Here is a 21,800-nt window from a genome sequence, read left to right as displayed (position 1 = left end):
GCCATGGGAGAGCTGTGTGATCTGGTTCTCAGTCTGCGCGACGGCGACGGCGACGGGTTCCCGGATCGGTCATGGCCGCATCGCCGGAACCTCCGCCTTGCAGTCCGGCCATGATCTCGGCGACGGATCGACCGTTCGAGTGTGCACCCGACGCATCCTCGTCGTCGGCCGACTCCGCGCGCCTACGACCGCGTCGAGGCGAGACGGATGTGTCCTCGGCCGGTGTCTCGTAGTCGTGATCGGCCGCGAAGAACGCGTCGGCCGATTCACGCAACGAGGCGCGAGACGTCGAGAAGGCGTCACCGTTCCGGTCCGCGGCAGGCTCGGTTTCGTACTGCTGGTCCGGCTCCGCCGAATACGACTCCGCCGGAAACGACTCTGCGGAAAACGAACTCGTGGAATACGAACCGACCGAGTCTGCCTCCGCATGCCCGCTCTCGTAGGTCTCTTCGGTGGCCTGCGGCTCGAACTCCGCCGCCGGTTCCGGCTCTGCGGCAGGTCGACGCGTCTGCTCGAAGTCGTATGCGGTGAAAGGCGAGCTGGGCGGCGTGACGCGCCCCGCCGGTCTCGGTGCGCCGTAGGGACGTGCTTGCGCTGCAGGTCGCTCGAACGGGTCCTCGTCCGCATCGGCCGCGTCCGTGTCGTAGCTCGTCTCCTCGAACGAATCCTCGGCGTACGAATCCTCAGTCGACTCGGAGGCCGCTGCGGAGGCCGTGGCCTGCGGCATCTCGTCCGGATCCTCGGGGTACACCACCGACGTCTCGGCCGTGACCGGCTCGTCGTAGGGAGTTCCGACACCGTTGAGGCCGGTTCCCGGTGCCATCGAGCCGTTCCCGCGACCGGGAACGTAGAGGCCGGACGGCGCAGGTTGGTAGCTGTCGTAACCGCGTCCGCCGAGTTCTTGCATCCTCATCGCTTCGGCACGCAGTGCGACACGTTCGGTGGGCAGATCGCCGTCGAAGAGCACCTGCAGGTTCTGGCGAAGGGCAGCGAGTTCGTTGCGCAGCGCTGCTACCTCGTCGAGCTCGAGCTGCGATTCACCGCGAACCCGAGCTTCGACGCTCATCTCGTACTCGCGCCGCGCCGAGATCTCCCGAGCCAACTGCAGCTCGTAGACCGTCTGCAGGTCCTTGGCCTTGGTCTGATCGGCGGCCGCCTCGCGCCTGTACTTGGTCATCGCGAACGCACCGATCACCGCAGCCCACAGCGCCGAGAGAACACCGACCCTCATCCACTGCACGCTCTCGGTGAAGAGCAACAACACACTGGCGATGATGCCGAACACGACGAGCGCCGCGAGGAACAGCTGGCTCGCACTGCGCCTCTTACGGCGCCCCTTCTTTGCGCGAGTCTGATCTGTCATGTTCACAAGGGTAACCGGCAAATCGTTCGCAAATAGTCATCCTCGACCGATCACTTACACAACCGAGGTAACAATCAAAAGTTTCGAGCGCTACCGAGAACGCTCGTCGTCACGGTCCTTCGGGGTACGGCAGCACTGTTCGAGCCATACCGCGGCAGCGACGACGGCCAGTCCTGCCACGAGCGCAACGACGGCTCCGGCCCGATCCGACGACGCTGCCCGCACCGTCGCCGCACGCGGCATCACGTACACCAGAAATCCGACGCACACTCCGACGACAGCGGTTCCCACCAGCATCGATGCCTTCGCCAACACCAGCGCCCTGAACACCGTCAACGGGTGTAGATCGTGCAGACCGCTGCCCACTCGATGCTCGGCGATGCGATTGCGAACGATCACGGCAGTCACCACTTGCACCACCGCGACCAGATACAACGACGCCCCGGCGTACACCGGAATCGGTGGCAACGAGCCGTAGAAGACCCGGACCAGCAGCCACGTGCCGATCGAGGCGACCAGGAAAAGACCCAAGACATCCCAGACCTTGGTGGGATTGGTCACCACAACCCATCACCGACGCCTTCTTGCTCTTCTGGTCGTTCCTGCAGGCTCCACTCCTGCTTTTCTGGTCGTTCCTGCAGGCTCCACTCCTGCTTTTCTGGTCGTTCCTGCAGGCTCCACTCCTGCTCGATCACTCCCGCACGCTCCTCCGGGCTCAGTCTCCCGAGTAACTCGGTCACCGGAACGTCGTCGTCGCCGACGCGCAGGGTGGCGTCCGGCTCGACGTCCAGCCACGGCAGCAGGACGAACGCTCGCTCGTGCGCGCGCGGGTGCGGAAGGATCAAACGAGGGTCCTCGCTGATCATGTTCTCGCACACCACCACGTCGACGTCGAGGCTCCGCGGCCCCCACCGCTGCACTCGAACGCGATCGGCCGCCTCCTCGAGGCGCTGACCGAAGCGCAACCAATCCCAGGCGTCGAACGCGTCGTCCTCGGCCACGACGACGGCGTTGAGGAAGTCCTGCTGCTCGACGCCACCCCAGGGAGCGGAGCGGTACACCGGCGAGCAGGCCACCAGCCGCGTACCCAATTCGGCTGTGACAGAGCGCAAGTGGGCGAGCGAATCACCGATGTTGCTGCCGATGGACAGCACGGCCCTGGTCACGGCCGCTCCCGGTACGCCACCACGGCAACGTCCCCGAACGTCAGCGGAATGGGGGCCGACGGCTTGTGCAGCACCACTTCCACCGCGTCGACGCGCGAGTCGTACGCCAGCACGACCTCGGCGATCTCGGCCGAAACCGTCTCGATCAGATCCCTGGACGGGCCCGCGACGACGGCCGCGGCGTGCTCGGCCAGTTCTCCGTAATGCAGGGTTCGGGTCAAATCGTCGGTCTCGGCCGCGGGCCGCAGGTCCATCCACACGGTGATGTCGACGACGAAGTCCTGCCCGTCTCGCTTCTCGAAGTCGAAGACGCCGTGATTGCCGCACACCGTCAGGCCACGCAGTTCGATGCGGTCGCCGCGACGCGTCCCGGCACCGACGCGGCTGCTGATCTCGCTCATGCCCGATCACCCTGCCATGCCCGTACGACGGCGACCGCGTCGAGTGATGCTCGGGCGTCGTGCACGCGAACACCCCACGCTCCCCCGGCGACGGCGAGCGCCGACACCACGGCCGTGGCGATCTCTCGCCCGTCCGGCGGCCGCGGAGAACCGTCGTCGTCCGCCAACAGCGATCCGAGAAAACGCTTCCTGGAAGCACCGACGAGAACCGGAAAGCCGGCCGACACCAGGTCGGGAAGGCCACGCAGCAGTTGCCAGTTGTGATCGGCGTTCTTGGCGAATCCGAGGCCGGGGTCGAGCACGAGCATCGCGGAGTCCACTCCCGCGGCCACTGCGTGATCGACCTGTTCGAGCAGTTCGCTGCGGACGTCGGCGACCACGTCGTCGTACCGGTCGGCTGGACCGGCGTGCCGGTATTCGGATCCGGCGGCTCGCCAGTGCATCAAGATCCACGGCAGTCCGCCGTCCGCAACCACCCCGGCCATGGCCGGATCCGCCCGACCGCCCGAGACGTCGTTGACGATAGAGACCCCGGCCTCGATCGCGGCCTCGGCGACCGAGGCGCGCATGGTGTCGACGCTGGTGGTCACACCAGCTTCGGCCAGCGCGGCGATGACCGGGACGACGCGCTGCGCTTCGAGAGTCGGATCGATCCGGTCTGCTCCGGGACGCGTCGACTCACCACCGACATCGACGATGTCGACTCCGCGACGATGCATCGCCAGCCCGTGTTCGACGGCAGCATCGACATCGAGGTACCGGCCGCCGTCGGAGAACGAATCGGCAGTGACGTTGAGGACACCCATGACGACGGGTGCCGGGGGGATACTCCGCGCCGGGTTCATCGGGAATCGACCGGTCGCGTCATTTCCGCAGAATCAGGTCCAGAGCTTCCGAACGCGATGCCGCGCTGGACTGCAACAGACCCCGCACCGCGGAGGTGGTGGTGCTTGCACCCGGCTTGCGAATCCCGCGCATGGCCATGCACAGGTGCTCGGCCTCGATCACGACGATCGCACCGCGCGGGTCGAGCTTGCGCATCAACGCGTCGGCGATCTGGCTGGTCAAGCGTTCCTGCACCTGGGGGCGCTTGGCGTACATGTCCACCACGCGCGCGAGCTTCGACAGGCCGGTGACCTTGCCGCTCTTGCCGGGGATGTAGCCGACGTGTGCAACGCCGTGGAACGAGACCAGGTGGTGCTCGCACGTTGAGAACATGGGGATGTCGCGGACGAGAACCAGTTCCTGGTGCCCCTCGTCGAACGTCGTGTTCAGCGCCGTGTCCGGGTCGGTGTACAGCCCGGCGAAGATTTCGCGGTAGGAACGCGCAACGCGGGCCGGGGTGTCGAGCAGACCTGGACGGTCGGGATCCTCGCCGACGGCGATCAACAGCTCACGCACGGCGGCCTCGGCGCGAGGCTGGTCGAAGACCGCGCCGGTGGCGTAGGCCACTGTCTGTTCCACTGCCTGCTGCTGCGCTGCTGGGACTTCTGCCGAGTCGATTGCCGACTCGTCGGTCCGGTTGACTGACACGAGAACGTACCTCCGGTTGGGCTCCGCGAATGTGACAGCTGGGCCGAACTGCACCTGTTCTTCGCAGAGCAGCTGCGCCGACCTGCAGCACGGTTCGAACGACGGACTGGGCCGACCGAAAGGGTCGACCCAGCCAGCCTAATGATGGACCTAGCGGTACGAACCGCCCGGCCCTTCCCAGCGTTGGGTCCGCGGACCTTCGTCGCCGTCGTCCTCGGCTCGCTCGTCTCGCCGCGAGTCCTCGGACGGGCTGTTCGAGGGACGATCGTCTCCGGGCAGCGGATAGCTCTGCGACGGAGTCGGAACCTCCCAGGTGGGAGGCGACGCCTCGGCCGGTGCAGCACCGTCCTGGTTCTGGCCGTACGGGGGCTCGTGTCGAGAGGTTCGACCCTGGTCCCGAGCGTCCGGCCGGAACGGATCCGGCTGATACTGCGGCTGCTGATATTCCGGCGGTTGGTTCGACGGCGGCTGGTTCGACGGCGCAGCGGTGGGCGGTTGATATGCCTGTGGCTGCTGATAGGTGGGGTGCTGTCGGTACGTCGGCGGCTGTCCCTGCGGCGGCTCGTACCGATTCTGGTCCGGTCGATCCGATTCCGGCTGCTCGCGGTTCGGTTGGTTCGCAGCCGGCGGCGTGGTCGGTCCCTGGTAACGGGGAACCGAGGACTGGTCACGCGGGGGCCATCCCGGAGCCGACCATCCGGCCGGGGCACCGTAATCGGGACGCGAGCCCTGGCTTGGACCGCTCGGGCGAGGTTCCTGTCGGCGATAGCCCTCGGAGTATCCGCCCCCGTTGGGAGCACCTCCGTTGACCGGGCCGCCGTAACCTCCGTTGTAGCCACCGCCGTTGAAGCCACCGGTTGCGGGGGCGCTGCGTCGACCACCACCGGTGTTCGGCGCATCGACATCACCATTGGTGGGCGCGCCGTTCACCGGTCCACCGTTCGACGGGGCACCGTTCGACGGAGCACCGTTGGTGGGCGTGCCGTTGGTCGGGGCACCGTTGTATCCGTTGCTTCCGTTCGGGTAACCACCCTTGCTCAGCTGCGGCGAACCGGCGTAGCTGGGCTGCGGAAACTGTTGCGGCGGAAGCTGCTTAGGGGCCGGCGGCACCGGAGGCCACGGCTCGCCGCGCTCGGCGGCGAGTTCGCGCGGAGTCTTGACCGGCGGCTTGTCCGAGGGCTTGCGATCACCGAAGTCGTTGAACAAGGTGATGCGCGGCCGCTTGGTGACGCTGTGGAAGATCTTCTCGAGGTCCTTGCGGGTGAGCGTCTCACGTTCGAGCAGCTCCGAGGCAAGGGTGTCGAGCAGGTCGCGGTACTCGTTGAGGATGGCCCACGCCTCGGTGTGCGCCGCCTCGATGAGCTTGCGCACCTCCTCGTCGATCTCGCGGGCGACCTCGTGCGAGAAGTCGGACTGCTGTCCCATCGAACGGCCGAGGAACGGGTCGCCCTGTTCCTGCCCGTACCGGACTGCTCCGAGCTTGCTGCTCATGCCGTACTCGGTGACCATCGCGCGAGCGATCTTGGTGGCCTGGTCGATGTCCGAGGACGCACCGGTGGTCGGCTCGTGGAAGACGAGCTCCTCGGCCGCACGGCCACCCATGGCCATGACGAGACGAGCGATCATCTCCGACCGCGTCATCAGGCCCTTGTCGTCCTCGGGCACCGTCATCGCGTGGCCGCCGGTGCGACCGCGAGCGAGGATGGTGACCTTGTAGACGGGCTCGATGTCGGGCATCGCCCACGCTGCGAGGGTGTGTCCACCTTCGTGATACGCGGTGATCTTGCGCTCGTGCTCACTGATGATGCGGCTCTTGCGGCGCGGGCCACCGACGACGCGGTCCACCGACTCCTCGAGGGACGCCTCGGTGATGACGGTGCCGTTCTCGCGAGCGGTGAGAAGTGCTGCTTCGTTGATCACGTTGGCCAGGTCGGCACCGGACATTCCGACGGTTCGCTTGGCGAGACCTTCGAGGTCGGCGTCCTGGGCAACGGGCTTGCCCGCCGAGTGCACCTTCAGGATCGCCCGACGGCCGGCCAGGTCGGGGGCACCGACCGGGATCTGGCGATCGAAGCGGCCCGGACGCAGCAGCGCGGGGTCGAGGATGTCGGGCCGGTTGGTGGCGGCGATGAGGATGACGCCGGTGCGCTCACCGAAGCCGTCCATCTCGACGAGGAGCTGGTTGAGTGTCTGCTCGCGCTCGTCGTGACCGCCGCCCATGCCTGCGCCGCGCTGACGACCGACGGCGTCGATCTCGTCGACGAAGATGATGCAGGGGCTGTTCTGCTTGGCCTGCTCGAACAGGTCACGCACACGGGACGCACCGACACCGACGAACATCTCGACGAAGTCCGAACCGGAGATGGTGAAGAACGGCACGCCGGCCTCGCCCGCGACGGCGCGCGCGAGCAGCGTCTTACCGGTTCCGGGAGGGCCGTACAGCAGCACACCGCGGGGAATCTTGGCACCGAGCGCCTGGTAGCGCGCCGGGTTCTGCAGGAAGTCCTTGATCTCGTAGAGCTCTTCGACTGCCTCGTCCGCGCCTGCGACGTCGGCGAAGGTGGTCTTGGGCATGTCCTTCGTCAGCTGCTTGGCCTTGGACTTGCCGAAGCCCATGACGCCACCGCGTCCGCCACCCTGCATGCGGCTCATCACGAAGATGATCACGCCGAGGATCAGCACCATCGGGAGGATCAGGAGCAGGAAGGAGCTGAACCAGCTCTCCTGGGTGACGGTGGTGTTGTAGCTGTCCAGGCCCTGCGAGTCGACCTTGTCGAAGATCTGCTCGGACGCGGAGTCCGGATACTTCGCGATGATCTGAGTCTGGTTGTCCGAGGCCTCGTTGGCCTCTTTCAGCGTGAGTCGGATCTGCTGTTCGCGGTCGTCGATCTGCGCGGATGCGACGTTTCGGTCGTCGAGCTGGGCGATCGCCACCGAGGTGTCGACCGTCGTCCAGTCCCGCGTGTCGTTACCGAAGTAACTGAAGGCATAGATCACCAACAGAATGCCGAAAACGATGGCAAGATTTCGTATTACTGTCTTCCGATTCATACAGCTTCAGCCGAGTCGGCCGTGTCCTTTCAGTCCGCTCCCGCGCGCTGGCTGCTCCCTGCCCGCCGGATACTCCAGGCTAGCGCGAGACTCGGACATCTGACTCGCTCATACCTGGCGCTGTGCGTCCACGCACCTGTTTGCGTCGACGCTTCTTCCCCTCCAACGACTGCACTCCCCCGGCAGTTCCCCACCTGATGGGCACCCTATCCGCATCGATGGACCATTGCATACGTCTCGGCGCGGCAATGGTCCATTCACGCGGACGGGGTGGACCGAAGGAACGGACTCAGCTGTAGACCTTCGGATCGAGCAGGCCGATGTACGGCAGGTCCCGGTAGCGCTCGTTGTAGTCGAGGCCGTAGCCGACGACGAATTCGTTGGGGATGTCGAAGCCCACGTTCGCGACCTCCACGTCGACCTTGATCGCGTCGGGCTTGCGCAGCAGCGTCACCACCGACAGCGAGGCAGGTGAGCGGGTCGCGAGGTTGCGCTTGAGCCAGCTCAGGGTCAGACCGGAGTCGATGATGTCCTCGACGATCAGCACGTGGCGTCCGGTGATGTCGCGGTCGAGGTCCTTGAGGATCCGGACGACGCCCGACGACGAGGTGGACGACCCGTAGGAACTGACCGCCATGAACTCGAGCTGCGCCGGAATGGGCAGAGCCCGGGCGAAGTCGGTCATGAACATGATCGCGCCCTTGAGGACGCCGACCAGGAGCAGATCACCTTCCGGTGAGCCTTCGGGATACCGCTGGGCGATCTCTTCTGCGAGTTCCGCAGTGCGTGCTTTGATCTGTTCCTCGGAAATGAGAACCGATTCGATGTCGCCCTCGTACACGGGGTTTCCCTTCATTCGTTCTCCAGGCCGACGCTCAGCCTGCCATGCCGACGCGAGCACACCAACCTGGCGTCGGGCGTTCCTCCTGGCAGCGCGACTCCGCCCTGACCCGTCCACCGTCCGACGAGGGCATCGACGGCCCGGATCTGCCGGTCGGTCAGCGACGTCACACCTCGGCCGAGCAACCATCGGCGCAGTACTCGCCGGCGAACGGCGGGATCGAGCGGGTCGAGCGTCGCGACCTCGAGGTCGGGGGTATCGGCGTCGACGACGGATTCGGCGAGCGCGTCGAGCACCCGGCCGTCCTCGCGCAGCTGCTCGGCGGTCCGCGCGAGCGCAGCGGCGACGCCACCGCCGAGCACGTCCTCGAGCAGGGGCAGCACCTCGTGACGCAACCGCACCCGAGTGAAGTCGGTGTCGGTGTTGTGCGGATCCTCGAACGGTTCGATCCCCAACTCGACGCAGGCGGCCCGGGTCACGCTTCGCCTGACTCCGAGCAGCGGCCGACCCCACGGCGCATCGAAGGCCGCCATCCCCGCGATCGACCGCGCCCCCGATCCGCGCCCCAACCCGAGCAGCACCGTTTCGGCCTGATCGTCGAGGGTGTGCGCCACCAGCACCGACGCGTCGCCGCGGGCCCGGTTCAGCGCGTCGTACCTGGCTCGGCGGGCGGCTGCTTCCATCCCTCCCGAACCGTTCACCTGCACCGTCAGAACACGTGCGTCCTCGACGCCGAACTCGAGAGCTCGCGCCGCCGCGGTCGAGGCCACCTCCGCCGAGCCGGCCTGCAGACCGTGATCGACGATCAATGCCAGCACGTTCGGAGCCTCGGCCACGGTTGCCGCGGTCAAGGCCAACGAGTCCGCTCCACCGGACAATGCAACGGCCACCGGCCCGGGATGGACCGCGAGCCAGCCACGCACCGCATGCCTGATCTCCAGCAGCGCGGGGCCTTCAGGGAAGAGCACTAGCCCAGAACTCGGGCGATCCAGGCGTCGGGGTCCTCGATCTCCGACAGCAACGGCAGGGTGTCGGGCCCGGTCCAGACCGTGTTGAAGCGTTCCATCCCCACCGTGGCGACGACGTGATCGACGAACGCCTTACCGCGCACGTACTGCGCCATCTTCGCGTCCATGCCCAGCAGTGCTCGGATGACGCGTTGCAGTGGGTTCACCTTGCGCCGACGGCGCTGATCGAACGCACTGCGGATCTGCGTCACGGTCGGCACGACGGCCGGTCCGACGGCGTCCATCACGTGGTCGGCGTGGCCCTCGAGCAGGGTTCCCAGCACCAGAAGTCGGTCGATGGCGTCGCGTTGGGGCTGCGGTTGGGTGGCGCGCAGGAGTCCGACGATGCCTGCGTCCTCGGACTTGGACGACCCGCTCGGATTCTTGCGGGCCTTCAGTGCGCCGGTCAGCCGGTTGGCGACATCGGTGAGCGGCTCGTCGGTGCCGTCGGAGAACACCCCTACGTTCTCGCGCATGTAGCCGCCGAGCCAGGGAGCGGAGGAGAACTGCACTCGGTGCGTCACCTCGTGCAGGCACACCCACAACCGAAAATCGCTCGGCGACACACGAAGCGCGCGCTCGACGGCAATCACGTTGGGCGCGACCAGAAGCAGGGTTCCGTTCTCGCCGGTGAACGGGTCGTACTGGCCGAGAATGGCACTGGACAGAAATGCCAGCATCGCCCCCGCCTGCAGTCCGGCCGGCTTTCCGCCGAGCAGACCGGACGGCGGCGTACCGTCGTCGTCTCCGGTCAGGTGCTTCATCGACGACGCGGCCGCGGCGATCCAGCCGGCGCGGTCGACCACCTGGGCATCGGGCACGGGGAGTCCGTCGGCCAGGCCGGTGGTCTCGCGAACCGGTCCCTCGGCCCGAATCGATGCGGCGGCGAGCTCTTCCACGGCTGCAGCGGCGGTGTAGCGAGATGTGGCCGGGCCCTTGCGGGCCAGCTTCGCTCCGGTCTTCGCCGCCACGGACCAGTCGACGGCACCGGCGAAACCGGAGGTGGCTTCGCTGTCGTCGGCCTTCGCTGCTGCGTCCGTGTTCACTGGCAACCACACAATCTCAGGGTCGATGCGACGGCATCGAGGGCGGGGCGACTGACGTCGGGCGGCCGGTCGTTGGACATCAGGGCGAAGGTCAGGATTCGGCCGTCGACGTCGACGACATATCCAGCCAAAGCACTTGCAGCAGAAAGGGTTCCGGTCTTCGCACGAACCCAGCCCGCTCCGGTTCGGTTCCCCGAGGCGTACCGATCCGTCAGAGTTCCGGTGGCACCTGCGACGGGAAGATAGTCGAGCATCGGACGCAGCGACGGCTGCTCGGTTCCGGCTGCCGAGGTCAACACCTGGTCGAGCAGCCTGGCCGGTATCTTGCCGTCGACCGACAGCCCGCTGGCGTCCTCGAGCGTGAGTCCGGCCATGTCGAAGCCTGCGGAATACAGGGTCTGCCCGATCGATGCCACTGCACCGGAAAAGCTTGCGGCCGTGTTCATCTCGAGCGAGAGTTCGCGTCCGACGGCCTCGGCGAGGACGTTGTCGGAGCGATAGATCATCTGCTGCAAGCGGTTTCGCAGCGGCGCGGATTCGACGGATGCGATCTGATCGGCTCCGTCGGTGGCCTTGCCGGTCGTCACCGCTGCCGGGTCGACGCCCAGTCCCGCGGCCAGTGCGCGGCCCGCGTCCAGCGCCGGGGTGGTGCTGCGCGGCGACTCGTCGACGAGTGGGTCCGATCTTCCGCCGTCGAGCATGATCGGTTCGATCGGCGTGATCGAACCGGCGGCGATGTCGGCGGGAAACCAGCCCTGCGCCATCGTGTCACCGGAATAGATCGAGGTGTCGACGCCGATGCTGCGCACCACCGTTCCGCTGCGCCGAATCTGCTCCACCAGGTCGTCGATACGCGCCGCGCCTGGATAGAACCCGTCGGTTCCGACCGGAAGCGCGGTGAGAGTGGGGTCGCCGCCCGCGATCAGCACGATGTTGCCCTCGCCGCTGCCCTGGACCACGCGGGTGGTGACGCGGTGATCCGCCGGGAGCCCGAGCATCGCGGCCGCTGCGGTCAGCACCTTGGTGGTCGAGGCAGGCGTCATCGGATTGTCGGGGTTCTGGGACCAGAGCACCTGCCCGGTCTGCGCGTCGGCGACGGTTCCGGTGAACGTGCCGAGGGCAGGATCGTCGACCACTCGGGCCAGCGCAGCTGCCAGACCCGCCGCGTTCGGCATCGGAGCCGATTCCGGGAACGGGGTGATCGCAGGGTTGGGCAAGACCGTCTCGGGCGGGGGCTCGATTGCCGTCTCGGCTCCGTCGGACACCGACGGCAGCACCAGGGCGGCGGTCGTCACTGCGAGGATCACCACGAACAGAGCGCACAGCGTCAGAGTCACGCGCTTCTTCCTGCGCCGTCGGCCCGCTGTGGGGCCGAGGAACCGCCGTGTCAGCCCCGCCACTGTTCCTCCGTATCTGCCGTGGTCGTACCCATGATCGTTCAGTCAACAGTATCCTCGGGTCCGGTAGCCTTGCGCCGCCACCATCTACACATTCGCAACGACTCGAGCCGCTCCGGCTCGACGACGACAGTGAGGACTGCACGTGCCGTTCGACGTCACCATCGAGATCCCCAAGGGGCAGCGCAACAAGTACGAGGTAGACCACGTCACCGGACGTGTTCGCCTCGACCGCTACCTCTACACCGCGATGGCGTATCCAGCCGATTACGGCTTCATCGAGAACACCCTCGGCGAGGACGGCGACCCGCTCGACGCACTGGTTCTGCTGCCCGAGTCGGTGTTCCCCGGCGTCATCGTCGAAGCACGCCCCGTGGCGATGTTCAAGATGGTCGACGAGGCCGGCGGCGACGACAAGGTGCTGTGCGTTCCGGCAGGCGACACCCGCTGGGACCACATCCAGGATCTTTCCGACGTCTCGACGTTCGAGCTCGATGCGATCAAGCATTTCTTCGTCCATTACAAGGATCTCGAACCCAACAAGCACGTCACCGGGGCAGACTGGGTGGGGCGCGCAGAGGCAGAGGCCGAAATCGCTGCATCATTCAAGCGCTTGGCGGACAATCCGGATCACTGATCGTTTCGGCATCACACACCTCGTCTCGGCCGAGCGCCGACGAAACATAGTTTGGGGAGACGTATGACCGACAGCACTGCCAACGGTGATCGGCGCAATCTCGATTCGCGACCGATCTCGGATCCGACGCAGTTTCCCGATCTGCCGGTGACGGTCGTCCTCGACCGAATCCCGGTGCCGATCCTCGCAGTCGATCCCACCGGTGCCATCGTGTTCGCGAACGAGGCCTTCGACGATCTGTTCGGCCTCGACCGCACCGAGCGGGAGGACTTCCACCTGCACGACATCTTCCCCGACCGGGCACCGGAGGGCGTCAATGTCGCGGACATGTTCCTCACCACGGTGGCCACCCGCGCAGATTCTCTGTGGCGGATGACCGACAAGACCGGCGATATCGTGCAGGTGCGCGCCAGCAAGTCGATCCTGCGCCGCACCGAGGACACCATCGTGCTCGTCGCGTTGGAGGACTTCACCGATCAGCTGTGGAACGACCCCAAAAGCGCTTTGCGCTGACGCACGGCACACGTTCTTCCCCGAACGACTGACGGTGTACGCAGGCGAATCATTCGCCGGCGTACACCGTTGCTCTGTTTCCGCCCGCGTGCTTGGACTCGTACATCGCCGTGTCTGCGTCGAGCAGCACGTTGTGGACGAGCTCGGCACCGTCACCGGACTCGGCGGCGGTGAACCATCGGCTTCCCTCCAACAGCGCGACCCCCACGCTGACCGTCACCGGCACGTCGTCGGCGGGGTCGTGAATCGACTCGAGAATGTCGTGGGCTACGCGGTGCACGGCGGCATCGTCGACCGGTAGCGCGATGGTGAACTCCTCACCGCCGGTGCGTGCGACACACGGGCGGGCACCCGTGACCGCAGTGAGCCTGCGGGCCGTGCGACGCAATACTCGGTCCCCCACCGCGTGGCCGTACGTGTCGTTGACTCGTTTGAACTGATCGAGATCGAGAACCATGAGAGCAACCGAGCGTTCCGCGTCCAACGAGTTCATCATGCGTTGGAGCCGCAATTCCAGGCCGCGTCTGTTGAGAAGGCCGGTCAGCGAGTCCGTGTTGGCGAGATCGAGCTGGCGCTGAATCACCGCCCTGAACGCGAGCACCGAGTTCACCACCAGCAGTGTCGCCAGCGTCCTGGTGACCGTCGACGCAGGATCGTGCGTGTCCGCGGCGAACAACAGCACTGCCAGCACGACGACAACCGCGTTGACGAACAGTATGTGGAATTCGAGCACTCGTCTCCTGGAGAAGTAGACGATGTAGATCCCGATCACCGTGAACAGAATCGCCCCGTTCAGAGCCAGGTCGCGTCCGGCGAAAGTGAGCAGCATCGCTGCGACGCCCACATCTGCGTACACGACGAACCACCCGGGCATGTGCGACGAGTCCGCCGAACGACGAAACCACCACATCCCCACGGGGACGGTGGAAATCAGCACCAGCAAGCAGGCACTCTTGGCGATAGCGCCTTCTGGTCCGTCCACCGAAAGCATCGCGATGACCCCGATCAGACCGAACGAGGGAACGAAGGCGGCGATTCCCAGGGCAACGCGGCGCTCGAGTCGCACCGAGCCGGTTCGCAGCCCGTTCGCCCGACTGTGCGGCGGTCGATCGCGATTGGATGGCACCGCGTTCCCTCCGTCCGTTCTGACTGTTCGGGCGAGCATGCGGACCTGGGCAGCGGCCGGTCGTCGAGCGAGTCAGGTGATGCGATCGTTCATTTGCGCATCAGACGTTACCGGCGCGCCGCTCGGGCAGGTCCGGCCTGATCATTTCGTAATCGGTCAAGAAACGATCGAGCAACGCGACGAGCGATTCTCGGTCCTCCCGTGTCCACCCCTCGATCACCCGGCCGAGATTGTCGGTGCGTCGTTGCTGGATCGCCGCCGCCGCTTCCTGACCCGACGCAGTGACCGCGAGTACGAACGCTCGACCGTCACGTTTGTCGGGCAGCCGCTCGACGTGCCCCCGTTCGACCAGCTGAGCCACCTGCCTGCTCACCGTCGACGGATCGGAATTCACCATGGCGGCGAGTTCACTTGACCGCATCGGTCCGTCGCGCAGGAGCCTGAACAAGCATACGTACGCAGCGCCGTCGACACCGCCCGAGGACGAGATCGCAGCTATGTTGCGCTCACGCAGGCGTTGCAGCCGAACCAGCTGCGTGCCCAGCTCCTCGGCGAACTCGACCACGTCAGCTACCGGTGAACTGCGCAGGTCGCTTCTCGAACACCGAGGTGATCGCCTCGGTGAGGTCGTGCGAGGCGAGGAAGGCGGCGTTCCAGGCCGCGACGTAGCGCAGCGAATCGTCGACGCTCGAAGATCGGGAATGATCCAGCACGGTCTTGATGCCCTGCACCACCAGAGGCGGATTGGCGGCGATGGCGGCGGCGCATTCGCGAGCAGCGGCGAGGGTGGCGTCGTGGTCCTCGAACACGTCGTTGACCAGGCCGATCTTCTCGGCGCGCGCGGCATCGATGTCCTTGCCCGTCAGGGCGAGCTCACGCATGTGGCCATCGCCGATGATCGCGGGCAGCCGGGCCAACGAGCCCATGTCCGCGACGATCGCGACCCGCACCTCACGCACGCTGAACTTCGCGTCGGCGCTCGCGTAGCGCACGTCCGCGGCGGTGATGAGGTCGACGCCTCCGCCGATGCACCAGCCCTGAACCGCCGCGACGACGGGCTTTCGGCAGTCCGCAACCGCGTTGATCGCCTTCTGCATCGTCTTGATGGTGTCGTGGAACGACGTTCGGGGACCGGCCAGTGCCTTGTCGGCCATGAGCGGACCGAACGTGCCTGCCATCGCGGCGAGGTCGAGTCCGTAGGTGAAGTTCCTACCCGAGCCCGCCAGCACGACTGCACGAACCTCGGGATCGGCGTCGAGCTGCGCGAACAGCTCGGGGCTTTCGCTCCAGAAGTCCGGCCCCATGGCGTTGCCCTTGCCCGGGCCGAGGAGTGTCACGTGCGCGATGTGGTCCGCGATCTCGACGGAGAAGGCTTTCCAGGTTCGTTCGGTCATGCCTGCGAGCCTAGCGGCAGCGTCGCACATTCCCGCACCGCATGTTACGGCGCGTAACGTCTGCGCTAAGTCCCTGCTCAGCTCTGGTACGTACGCCGAATCGGGCCCATCATCGACTCATGCTGATGCATCAGGGACTAGGCCTGGAGACGTTCAACGATCTGCCGCGCCGCAAGGCGGTGCATGCGCTGTACGAGTGCTGTTGCTCGGTGGCGTGGGCGTCCAGGGTGGCGGACGGCCGCAGGTATCGCTCTCGCGCAGACCTGTTCTCCGCCGCAGACGCGGAACTGACCGAACTGTCGGACCGCGATGTGGATTCGCTCGCCGCGACGCTGCCGGAGCCGAGCAAGGTGTGCGCGGCCATGGACACCGACACTCGCAGGGCATTGGGGACTGCGGCCAGGGCGTACGAGGACCGGTTCGGCTACCCGTACGTGTCGAGCCGATTGTTCGAGCCCGAGGGCTTCGAGCCGCGCGACATCCTGGTCGATCTGGGTCATCGACTCGACAACGACGACCAGACCGAGCGCAAGGTCATGCGCGACGAGCTGGCGAAGATCAACCACATCAGATTGGATCGCCTGCTGGGGCCCGAAGGCGGTTGGCCGGAGTACTGAGATCGGTCGGGATTCAGCCGAACAGGCCGACGACGCGGCCGATCAATCCACCGGCGATCAGGATTGCCAGCAATGCCACGACGCAGATGACGACGATCGGCATCACCCGGTTGCGCTGCGGGGGCTCGTGGTTCGGGCCGCCGATTCCGGTTTCGGCGGGCGGAGTATCTCCGGGGGTGACCCCGCCTCCGGCTTCGAGTCCTGTGGTGACGTCGGGGTCTGGATTCTGAGCGTTCATCTTCTGCGGTTACCCGGTGCGGTATCCCTCAACCGAGATGTGTCCTGGCTATCGCTCCCGCGAACAGTTCGGACACCGCGTCGGCGATGACGCCCTCGTCGATTTCCTCCGGATCCACCGAATGTTCGACGGCCAATCCGGAGATCAACGCCGCCAGTGACGTCGCGAGGCGTCGGGCATCGAAGTTCTTGCCGACGCCCCACCGGTCCGCGTGCTCGTCGATGAGGCGTTCGAGTTCGCTGCGTAGTGCGCGACGGTCGGTGCGGTAGCGCTCGGCGACGGCGGGGTCGCGTCCGGCGAGGATGCCGAATTCGACGGTCAGCAGCGGCCACCGGGGTTCGGCCACCACCCAGGACGCGATCTCTCCGCCGCCTGCTCCTGCCGCTGCACCGGAGTCCAGATCGGATACGTGGGCCAGCACGCGGGCGGCGAGGTCGAGGGAACGCCGGGCGAGCAGTTCGGCGAACAGCGCTTGCTTGGACTCGAAATTGGAGTAGACGGCACCCTTGGTGAAGCCGGCCCGGTCTGCGATGTCGGTGAGTTTCGCTGCAGCATAACCACGTTCGGTGAATTCGTCGGCTGCCGCGGCGAGCAGTCGGTCGCGTACGTCGGTGCGTTGGGGTCGTCGCCGGTCCTGTGTCGACCCCCACTTTTCTTGCTCGTTGGCATTCACGATACCTAGAGTATTGAATACCTCGGGTATCGACAAGATTCAGGAGTCACCCATGCGCAAGATGTCACTGCTCGCCGCCGCGGTACTGGTACTGCAGCTCGGCTTCATCCTCAGCTACGTCTCGGCGTTCCATCAGCCGACGCCGCACGCGATCCCCATCGCGGTGGTCACCGAGGCCGGTCTCCCCGAGGGGCTGGACCAGCAGACCGCCGACCGCCTCGACGCCATCGACGGAACCCCACTCGCGGCACGCACCGCAGCCGACACCGCGGAGGTCCGGGCACTGCTCCGCGATCGGGACATTCTCGGGGCCTACGTCGTCGGTGCCGACGGAACGGACACCCTCATCACCGCCAGCGCCGCGGGCAGTTCGGTGGCCACCGCGCTCGAGTCGATCTTCACCGAGGTGGACGCCGCACAGGGACGCCAGTTCGTGGTCCGCGACGAGATTCCGGTCGGCGTGCACGACAACCGAGGACTGTCCGGCTTCTACCTCTCGGTCGGCTGGGTCGTCGGCGGGTACCTGTTGGCCGCCGCCTTCGGGCTGCTCATCGGCGCACCGACCTCGCGCCGCGAAACCTGCTTCCACGTCGGCATTCTCGCGGTCTACGCGGCCGCATCGGGTGTGCTCGGAGCCTTCCTCACCACCCATGTCCTGGAAACCTTTGCCGGCCACTGGTTTCCGCTCACCCTGCTGGGCACCGCGGTGGTCTTCGCCACCGGGTTGTTCACCATGGGCCTGCGCGCACTGATCGGCGTCGCCGCGGTTCCAGCCGCGATCGTCCTGTTCGTGATCCTCGGAAACCCAAGCGCAGGAGGCGCTTTCGGGGCAGACGTCCTACCGTCCCTCTACGCCTCGATCGGTCGGTGGATCACCCCGGGCATCGGCACCGAGGGCGTACGCAGCATCGTCTACTTCTCGGGCACCGGGCTGGGGCAACCCGCACTCGGCCTGACGCTCTACATCGCGATCGGCGCACTGCTCATGGGCGCGGCAGCAGTGCGCCGCCGGTCCGCACACAACCCGGTGCACCAACACGAAACCAGTAAAGTGTGATTCCATGACCTCCACTTTCCCTCTGCCACTGCCCGATCTCGCCGTCCGCACTCTCGGAGGCGCAGTCGTGTGGGCGAACGACGAGACGTTCGCGGAGAAGGAGAATCTCGTCAGGCCGGGCAAAGCCGACTACTCGACCGCGACGTTCGGACACAAGGGCCAGATCTACGACGGGTGGGAGACGCGACGCCGACGCGAGGCCGGCTACGACGAGGCGATCGTGCGTCTCGGCGCGCCGGGGGTCGTCTCGGCGGTCGTCGTCGACACCGCCTGGTTCACCGGAAACTATCCGCCGGAGATCTCGATCGAGGCCGCCGAGGTCGACGGATTTCCCTCCCCGGAAGAGCTTCATACCCAGACCGAGTGGACCACCATCGTCCCGCGCAGTGCGGTCAACGGCGACAGCGAGAACAGGTTCACTGTCGCCTCCGATGCGCGGTGGACGCACGTGAAACTGTCGATCTATCCCGACGGCGGAGTGGCGCGGTTGCGAGTGCTGGGTCGCGGTAAGCCCGACCCCAAGTTCCTCGCCGCCGGGCCGGTGGACCTGGCTGCACTCGAGAACGGCGCGTACGTCTCGGCGTGCTCCAACATGTTCTACAGCTCGCCCAACAACCTGCTCTTCCCCGGACCCCCGCGCTCGATGGGTGAGGGCTGGGAGACCTCGCGTCGACGCAACGACGCGAACGACTGGGTTCAGGTGCAGCTCGCGGGTACCGGGCACATCTCTCTCGCCGAACTCGACACCACCTGCTTCCTCGGAAACGCGCCCGGTGCGGCATCGCTGCGGGGCCGGCTCGGCGACGGCGAATGGATGGAACTGTTGCCGCGCACGACGCTGCAGCCCGACACCCGGCATCGCTTCGTACTCACCCACGACACCCCGGTCTCCGAGGTGCGCATGGACATCTTCCCCGACGGCGGCATGGCGCGATTGAGACTGTTCGGTGATCTCGTCAGTTCCACGTAAGGAGCGTCAGGGCAATAGGGTTGGTTCATGTCCCGGCTACTTCATCCGAATGCAGCCCATGTTGCCGACACTCTGATTTCTCGCGGCCATCACGGTGTGGTGGTCAGCAGCCCGGAGGGCACACACACCGCCGCCGATGCTGCCGCGGCGCTGGGCGTCGAAGTAGGCGCGATCGTGAAGTCGATGGTGTTTCTGCTGGGCGACGAGCCGGTGCTGCTGCTGGTCTCCGGTGCCCACAACGTTCATCTCGAGCGCACCGGCGAACGTCTGGGCGGGACGTTGATGCGTGCGTCTCTCGACACGGCCAAGCATGCAACCGGGCAGCCGATCGGGGGGATCGCCCCGGTCGGCCACCCCACCAACCTGGACACGTTCGTCGACCAGGACCTGGCCGGCTACGCCGAGGTGTGGGCGGCCGCCGGTCACACCAACACGATCTTTCGGTCCACGTTCACCGAGTTGGTGCGCATCACCGCAGGTCTGGCGATCGACGTCACCTGACCCCTGCTTCTTTACCGGGGTCAGGACGCGAGAGTCGGGGCGATCGGTGCGCCGAGGACCGCGTCGACGACGTCGATGTCGAGTCGGGTGCCGCGGGATTCGAGCAGCGGCAGTACCCCGTCGTTGATCAGAACCGACTGTCGAGCGACATCGCCGAGCACTGTCAACGTCACGCCGTCGGCCACATCGGCCGCGGTGACATCGGAGATCAAACTGGCCAATCCAGCCGGCGTTCCGACGTAGCGGATCGACGACGGTCCGGTCGGCGCATCCAGTGCGGCGAATTCCCGACGGGCAGTCCTGGCATCGGCCGCGATGTGGATCTCGAGGTCGAGAAACACTGCTGCGCTGTCGGCAGATTCGCCGCGGTCGACTGCCTCGGCCCGCACCCGGGCCCGATGTTGCTGGGATTCCCGCAGGTCGGAGGCCTGGATTCGGACTACGTCCCCGTCCGGTGACACGGTCAGTTCGGTCCAACCTGCAGAGAATTCGACGGCTACGCGGGTGAAGTTGTGCGACATGAGTGGTGGTCCTGGTTCTAGAAGTCGGTGAACTCATTCGGTCGGAGCGGAGCGGAGCCGAACTCGAACACGACCCGGACGCAGTGCGGCACAGATCCACGTATCTGTTGCACCAGTGGCGGTTGCCCGTCCACACGACACTCACGGTCATGACGCCATGCTAACGGTCTGCGGGGCTGCACGGGGATCCAACCCCGGCGGCCCCATCAGCCAGCTCGGGGAAGGGTCGCGGGTCGGGTACAGGGTTCCACCAGCCGGCGTCCTCCGCGTAGTGCCAGCTCGGTCCCGACTCGACCAGGGCTGCGAGGGCGTCGACGAGTCGGTCCACATCGGCCGACGAGCTGCCGAGCCCGATACTGGCTCGAACCGCTCCGGCCGCGTGCCCCAGCCTGCTCAGCAGTGGGTGTGCGCAGAACTTTCCGTCGCGCACGCCGATGCCATGTTCGGCGGACAGGTATGCAGCCACCTCACCGGGATCGCGTCCGGCAACGGTGAAGGTGACGATGCCGACACTGTCGGGTGCGTCGGCCCACGCCTGGAGCTGCTCGACGCCGTCCAGTGCGGCCAGCCCGTCGCGCAAGCGGGACGACAGTTCATGTTCGTGCGCCTGCAGCTCGGCATCGTCGAATCCGGCGATTGACTCGCAGGCCGCAGCGAGTGCGGCAACGCCGAGCACGTTGGGGGTGCCCGCCTCGTGCCGTTGCGGTGCCGGAGCCCAATCGGTGTGGTCGATGCTCACGCTGCGCACCGCGCCGCCGCCGGCCAGGTGCGGCCCACCCTCGTCGAGCCAATCACGTTTGCCCACAAGCACTCCCGCGCCGAACGGGGCGTAGAGCTTGTGTCCGGAGAACGCCAGGTAGTCCACACCGAGTGCCGCGATGTCGACCCGCCGATGCGGAACCAGCTGGGCACCGTCGACCGCGATGCGTGCGCCGTGCCGATGCGCCAGAGCGGCGAGTTCCGCGATGGGCAGCACCTCACCGGTGACGTTCGATGCGCCCGTGATCGCCAGCAGCGCAGCAGGTTTCGCGGCAAGCTCCGCGTCGAGACGCGTGATGGTCTCGGCCAGGGTCGACGCGGCCACCACCACTCGTCGATCACGCCACGGGAGCAGGTTGGCGTGGTGCTCGATGTCGAGTACCACGGTCTCACCCGGCACGCATGCGGCCAGCAGGTTCAGCGAGTCGGTGGTGTTCCGCGTGAACACCACCACCGAATCGTTCTGCGCACCAACGAAATCGGCGACCGTCACCCGCGCCTTCTCGTACGCGGCCGTGGAGACCCGTGAGGCGTAGCCGGCACCGCGATGCACACTCGAGTAGAACGGCAGCAGTTCCGCGATCCGATCGGTCACCGCGTCCAGTGCAGGCGCGCTGGCGGCGTAATCGAAGTTCGCATAGGTGCAGGTGCCGCCGTGGACCAGCGGTACCTGTAGATCCGTGCCCGAAACAGGGGCAAAAGGAGCACAGGGGCGGGAAAGTACAGATGTCATGACAGATCGAGCCCTCACGTTCGAGGGACCCGCAACCGAAGGATGTGGTGAGCGAGTCCGCGCTTGCCGCGCCGGTTTTCCGGAGTCGGCCTGGTCGTCACCCGGAGCACCCCACCGCGGAGGAGGGTTGCCGACCAGCTAGCCGGGGCTTGATGCTGGTACTCGTGACCGTGAAGAAGACATTTGCAAACTCGCTGCGGTTTTGTCAAGCCGGGACTCACCCGTAGGCCGCAGTAGGATTCCCGCGGTGGGAAGG

General features: G+C 66.4%; 23 protein-coding genes, 1 pseudogene and 1 riboswitch. Of the genes and pseudogenes, 6 read left to right on the top strand and 18 right to left on the bottom strand.

All coding sequences use genetic code 11. The annotated features are described in order from the left end of the window. Window positions 1-28: 28 nt before the first annotated feature. From AYK61_RS20235 to dacB, 11 genes and pseudogenes are all read right to left on the bottom strand, one after another. Window positions 29-1,363 carry a DUF6779 domain-containing protein gene (locus AYK61_RS20235; RefSeq protein WP_121872944.1) on the bottom strand — a complete coding sequence of 445 codons (1,335 nt, stop codon included), beginning with the start codon at window positions 1,361-1,363 and terminating at the stop codon, window positions 29-31. A gap of 90 nt (window positions 1,364-1,453) precedes the next feature. Beyond that, window positions 1,454-1,924, bottom strand: a complete 471-nt coding sequence (locus AYK61_RS20230; protein ID WP_121872943.1) for a DUF3180 domain-containing protein — start codon at window positions 1,922-1,924, stop codon at window positions 1,454-1,456. 107 nt (window positions 1,925-2,031) lie between these two features. After that, window positions 2,032-2,529, bottom strand: a pseudogene (gene folK, locus AYK61_RS20225) (2-amino-4-hydroxy-6-hydroxymethyldihydropteridine diphosphokinase); the annotation flags it as partial. Next, complete coding sequence (gene folB / locus AYK61_RS20220; RefSeq protein ID WP_121872140.1) at window positions 2,526-2,930, bottom strand: dihydroneopterin aldolase; 405 nt, start codon at window positions 2,928-2,930, stop codon at window positions 2,526-2,528. The pseudogene folK and the gene folB, both read right to left, overlap by 4 nt. Continuing rightward, a complete protein-coding gene (folP, locus tag AYK61_RS20215) occupies window positions 2,927-3,775 on the bottom strand; it encodes a dihydropteroate synthase (protein WP_183130369.1) in 849 nt (282 codons plus the stop codon). The genes folB and folP overlap by 4 nt, the downstream gene beginning before the upstream one ends. A 19-nt stretch (window positions 3,776-3,794) precedes the next feature. Further along, window positions 3,795-4,394 (bottom strand): GTP cyclohydrolase I FolE, encoded by a 600-nt coding sequence (folE, locus tag AYK61_RS20210; RefSeq protein WP_037195562.1) that lies wholly within the window; start codon window positions 4,392-4,394, stop codon window positions 3,795-3,797. Window positions 4,395-4,613: 219 nt separating this feature from the next. Beyond that, a complete protein-coding gene (gene ftsH / locus AYK61_RS20205) occupies window positions 4,614-7,514 on the bottom strand; it encodes an ATP-dependent zinc metalloprotease FtsH (protein WP_121872139.1) in 2,901 nt (966 codons plus the stop codon). 289 nt (window positions 7,515-7,803) lie between these two features. Further along, on the bottom strand, window positions 7,804-8,355 hold the full coding sequence (gene hpt / locus AYK61_RS20200) for a hypoxanthine phosphoribosyltransferase (protein WP_032395535.1): 552 nt from the start codon (window positions 8,353-8,355) through the stop codon (window positions 7,804-7,806). Between the two features lie 11 nt (window positions 8,356-8,366). Beyond that, a complete protein-coding gene (gene tilS, locus AYK61_RS20195) occupies window positions 8,367-9,323 on the bottom strand; it encodes a tRNA lysidine(34) synthetase TilS (RefSeq protein WP_121872138.1) in 957 nt (318 codons plus the stop codon). Then, window positions 9,323-10,420: a zinc-dependent metalloprotease gene (locus AYK61_RS20190; protein WP_121872137.1), complete on the bottom strand. Its 1,098-nt coding sequence runs from the start codon at window positions 10,418-10,420 to the stop codon at window positions 9,323-9,325. Before AYK61_RS20190 ends, tilS begins: the two co-directional genes overlap by 1 nt. Next, on the bottom strand, window positions 10,405-11,808 hold the full coding sequence (gene dacB, locus AYK61_RS20185; RefSeq protein ID WP_121872136.1) for a D-alanyl-D-alanine carboxypeptidase/D-alanyl-D-alanine-endopeptidase: 1,404 nt from the start codon (window positions 11,806-11,808) through the stop codon (window positions 10,405-10,407). The genes AYK61_RS20190 and dacB overlap by 16 nt, the downstream gene beginning before the upstream one ends. A gap of 142 nt (window positions 11,809-11,950) precedes the next feature. Between dacB and AYK61_RS20180 the strand changes: the two genes are divergently transcribed. Together AYK61_RS20180 and AYK61_RS20175 are read left to right on the top strand one after the other, a co-directional pair. Continuing rightward, window positions 11,951-12,442: an inorganic diphosphatase gene (locus tag AYK61_RS20180; RefSeq protein ID WP_121872135.1), complete on the top strand. Its 492-nt coding sequence runs from the start codon at window positions 11,951-11,953 to the stop codon at window positions 12,440-12,442. A 63-nt stretch (window positions 12,443-12,505) separates the two neighbouring features. Further along, entirely contained in the window at window positions 12,506-12,955 is a 450-nt protein-coding gene (locus AYK61_RS20175; protein ID WP_121872134.1) for a PAS domain-containing protein, read from the top strand. Window positions 12,956-13,004: 49 nt separating this feature from the next. On the opposite strand, the gene AYK61_RS20170 is transcribed toward AYK61_RS20175, so the two are convergent. From AYK61_RS20170 to AYK61_RS20160, 3 genes are all read right to left on the bottom strand, one after another. Further along, the gene (locus tag AYK61_RS20170; protein WP_259468131.1) at window positions 13,005-14,081 is read right to left on the bottom strand and encodes a diguanylate cyclase; all 1,077 of its coding nucleotides are present in this window, start codon (window positions 14,079-14,081) and stop codon (window positions 13,005-13,007) included. Window positions 14,082-14,181: 100 nt separating this feature from the next. Then, window positions 14,182-14,646 carry a MarR family winged helix-turn-helix transcriptional regulator gene (locus AYK61_RS20165; protein ID WP_121872132.1) on the bottom strand — a complete coding sequence of 155 codons (465 nt, stop codon included), beginning with the start codon at window positions 14,644-14,646 and terminating at the stop codon, window positions 14,182-14,184. A gap of 1 nt (window position 14,647) precedes the next feature. Next, window positions 14,648-15,475 carry a crotonase/enoyl-CoA hydratase family protein gene (locus AYK61_RS20160; RefSeq protein ID WP_121872131.1) on the bottom strand — a complete coding sequence of 276 codons (828 nt, stop codon included), beginning with the start codon at window positions 15,473-15,475 and terminating at the stop codon, window positions 14,648-14,650. A 119-nt stretch (window positions 15,476-15,594) separates the two neighbouring features. Here AYK61_RS20160 and AYK61_RS20155 point away from each other — a divergent pair, with 119 nt between their 5' ends. Continuing rightward, window positions 15,595-16,092, top strand: a complete 498-nt coding sequence (locus AYK61_RS20155; RefSeq protein WP_121872130.1) for a 2-oxo-4-hydroxy-4-carboxy-5-ureidoimidazoline decarboxylase — start codon at window positions 15,595-15,597, stop codon at window positions 16,090-16,092. Between the two features lie 13 nt (window positions 16,093-16,105). Here AYK61_RS20155 and AYK61_RS20150 read toward each other — a convergent pair whose 3' ends face one another. After that, window positions 16,106-16,330, bottom strand: coding sequence for a DUF6480 family protein (locus tag AYK61_RS20150; RefSeq protein WP_121872129.1), 225 nt, complete (start codon window positions 16,328-16,330; stop codon window positions 16,106-16,108). 28 nt (window positions 16,331-16,358) lie between these two features. Beyond that, window positions 16,359-17,003: a TetR/AcrR family transcriptional regulator gene (locus AYK61_RS20145; RefSeq protein ID WP_121872128.1), complete on the bottom strand. Its 645-nt coding sequence runs from the start codon at window positions 17,001-17,003 to the stop codon at window positions 16,359-16,361. A 52-nt stretch (window positions 17,004-17,055) separates the two neighbouring features. Here AYK61_RS20145 and AYK61_RS20140 point away from each other — a divergent pair, with 52 nt between their 5' ends. Genes AYK61_RS20140 through AYK61_RS20130 form a run of 3 tightly spaced genes read left to right on the top strand, consistent with a single transcriptional unit; the run spans window position 17,056 to window position 19,531 of the window. After that, on the top strand, window positions 17,056-18,060 hold the full coding sequence (locus AYK61_RS20140) for a hypothetical protein (protein ID WP_121872127.1): 1,005 nt from the start codon (window positions 17,056-17,058) through the stop codon (window positions 18,058-18,060). Between the two features lie 4 nt (window positions 18,061-18,064). Further along, window positions 18,065-19,030 carry an allantoicase gene (gene alc, locus AYK61_RS20135; RefSeq protein ID WP_121872126.1) on the top strand — a complete coding sequence of 322 codons (966 nt, stop codon included), beginning with the start codon at window positions 18,065-18,067 and terminating at the stop codon, window positions 19,028-19,030. 27 nt (window positions 19,031-19,057) lie between these two features. Then, window positions 19,058-19,531 (top strand): YbaK/EbsC family protein, encoded by a 474-nt coding sequence (locus tag AYK61_RS20130; RefSeq protein ID WP_121872125.1) that lies wholly within the window; start codon window positions 19,058-19,060, stop codon window positions 19,529-19,531. Between the two features lie 20 nt (window positions 19,532-19,551). On the opposite strand, the gene AYK61_RS20125 is transcribed toward AYK61_RS20130, so the two are convergent. Together AYK61_RS20125 and AYK61_RS20120 are read right to left on the bottom strand one after the other, a co-directional pair. After that, a complete protein-coding gene (locus AYK61_RS20125; protein ID WP_121872124.1) occupies window positions 19,552-20,052 on the bottom strand; it encodes a hypothetical protein in 501 nt (166 codons plus the stop codon). Window positions 20,053-20,212: 160 nt separating this feature from the next. Further along, window positions 20,213-21,544: an aminotransferase class V-fold PLP-dependent enzyme gene (locus tag AYK61_RS20120; RefSeq protein ID WP_121872123.1), complete on the bottom strand. Its 1,332-nt coding sequence runs from the start codon at window positions 21,542-21,544 to the stop codon at window positions 20,213-20,215. 54 nt (window positions 21,545-21,598) lie between these two features. Next, window positions 21,599-21,714, bottom strand: a riboswitch (SAM riboswitch). Window positions 21,715-21,800: the final 86 nt, after the last annotated feature.

It is taken from the genome of Rhodococcus sp. SBT000017 (assembly GCF_003688915.1).
In the GTDB taxonomy this organism is placed as follows: domain Bacteria; phylum Actinomycetota; class Actinomycetes; order Mycobacteriales; family Mycobacteriaceae; genus Rhodococcoides.
The sequence above is the reverse complement of the archived record's forward strand: the minus strand, read 5'-3'. Positions and strand labels throughout refer to the sequence as shown.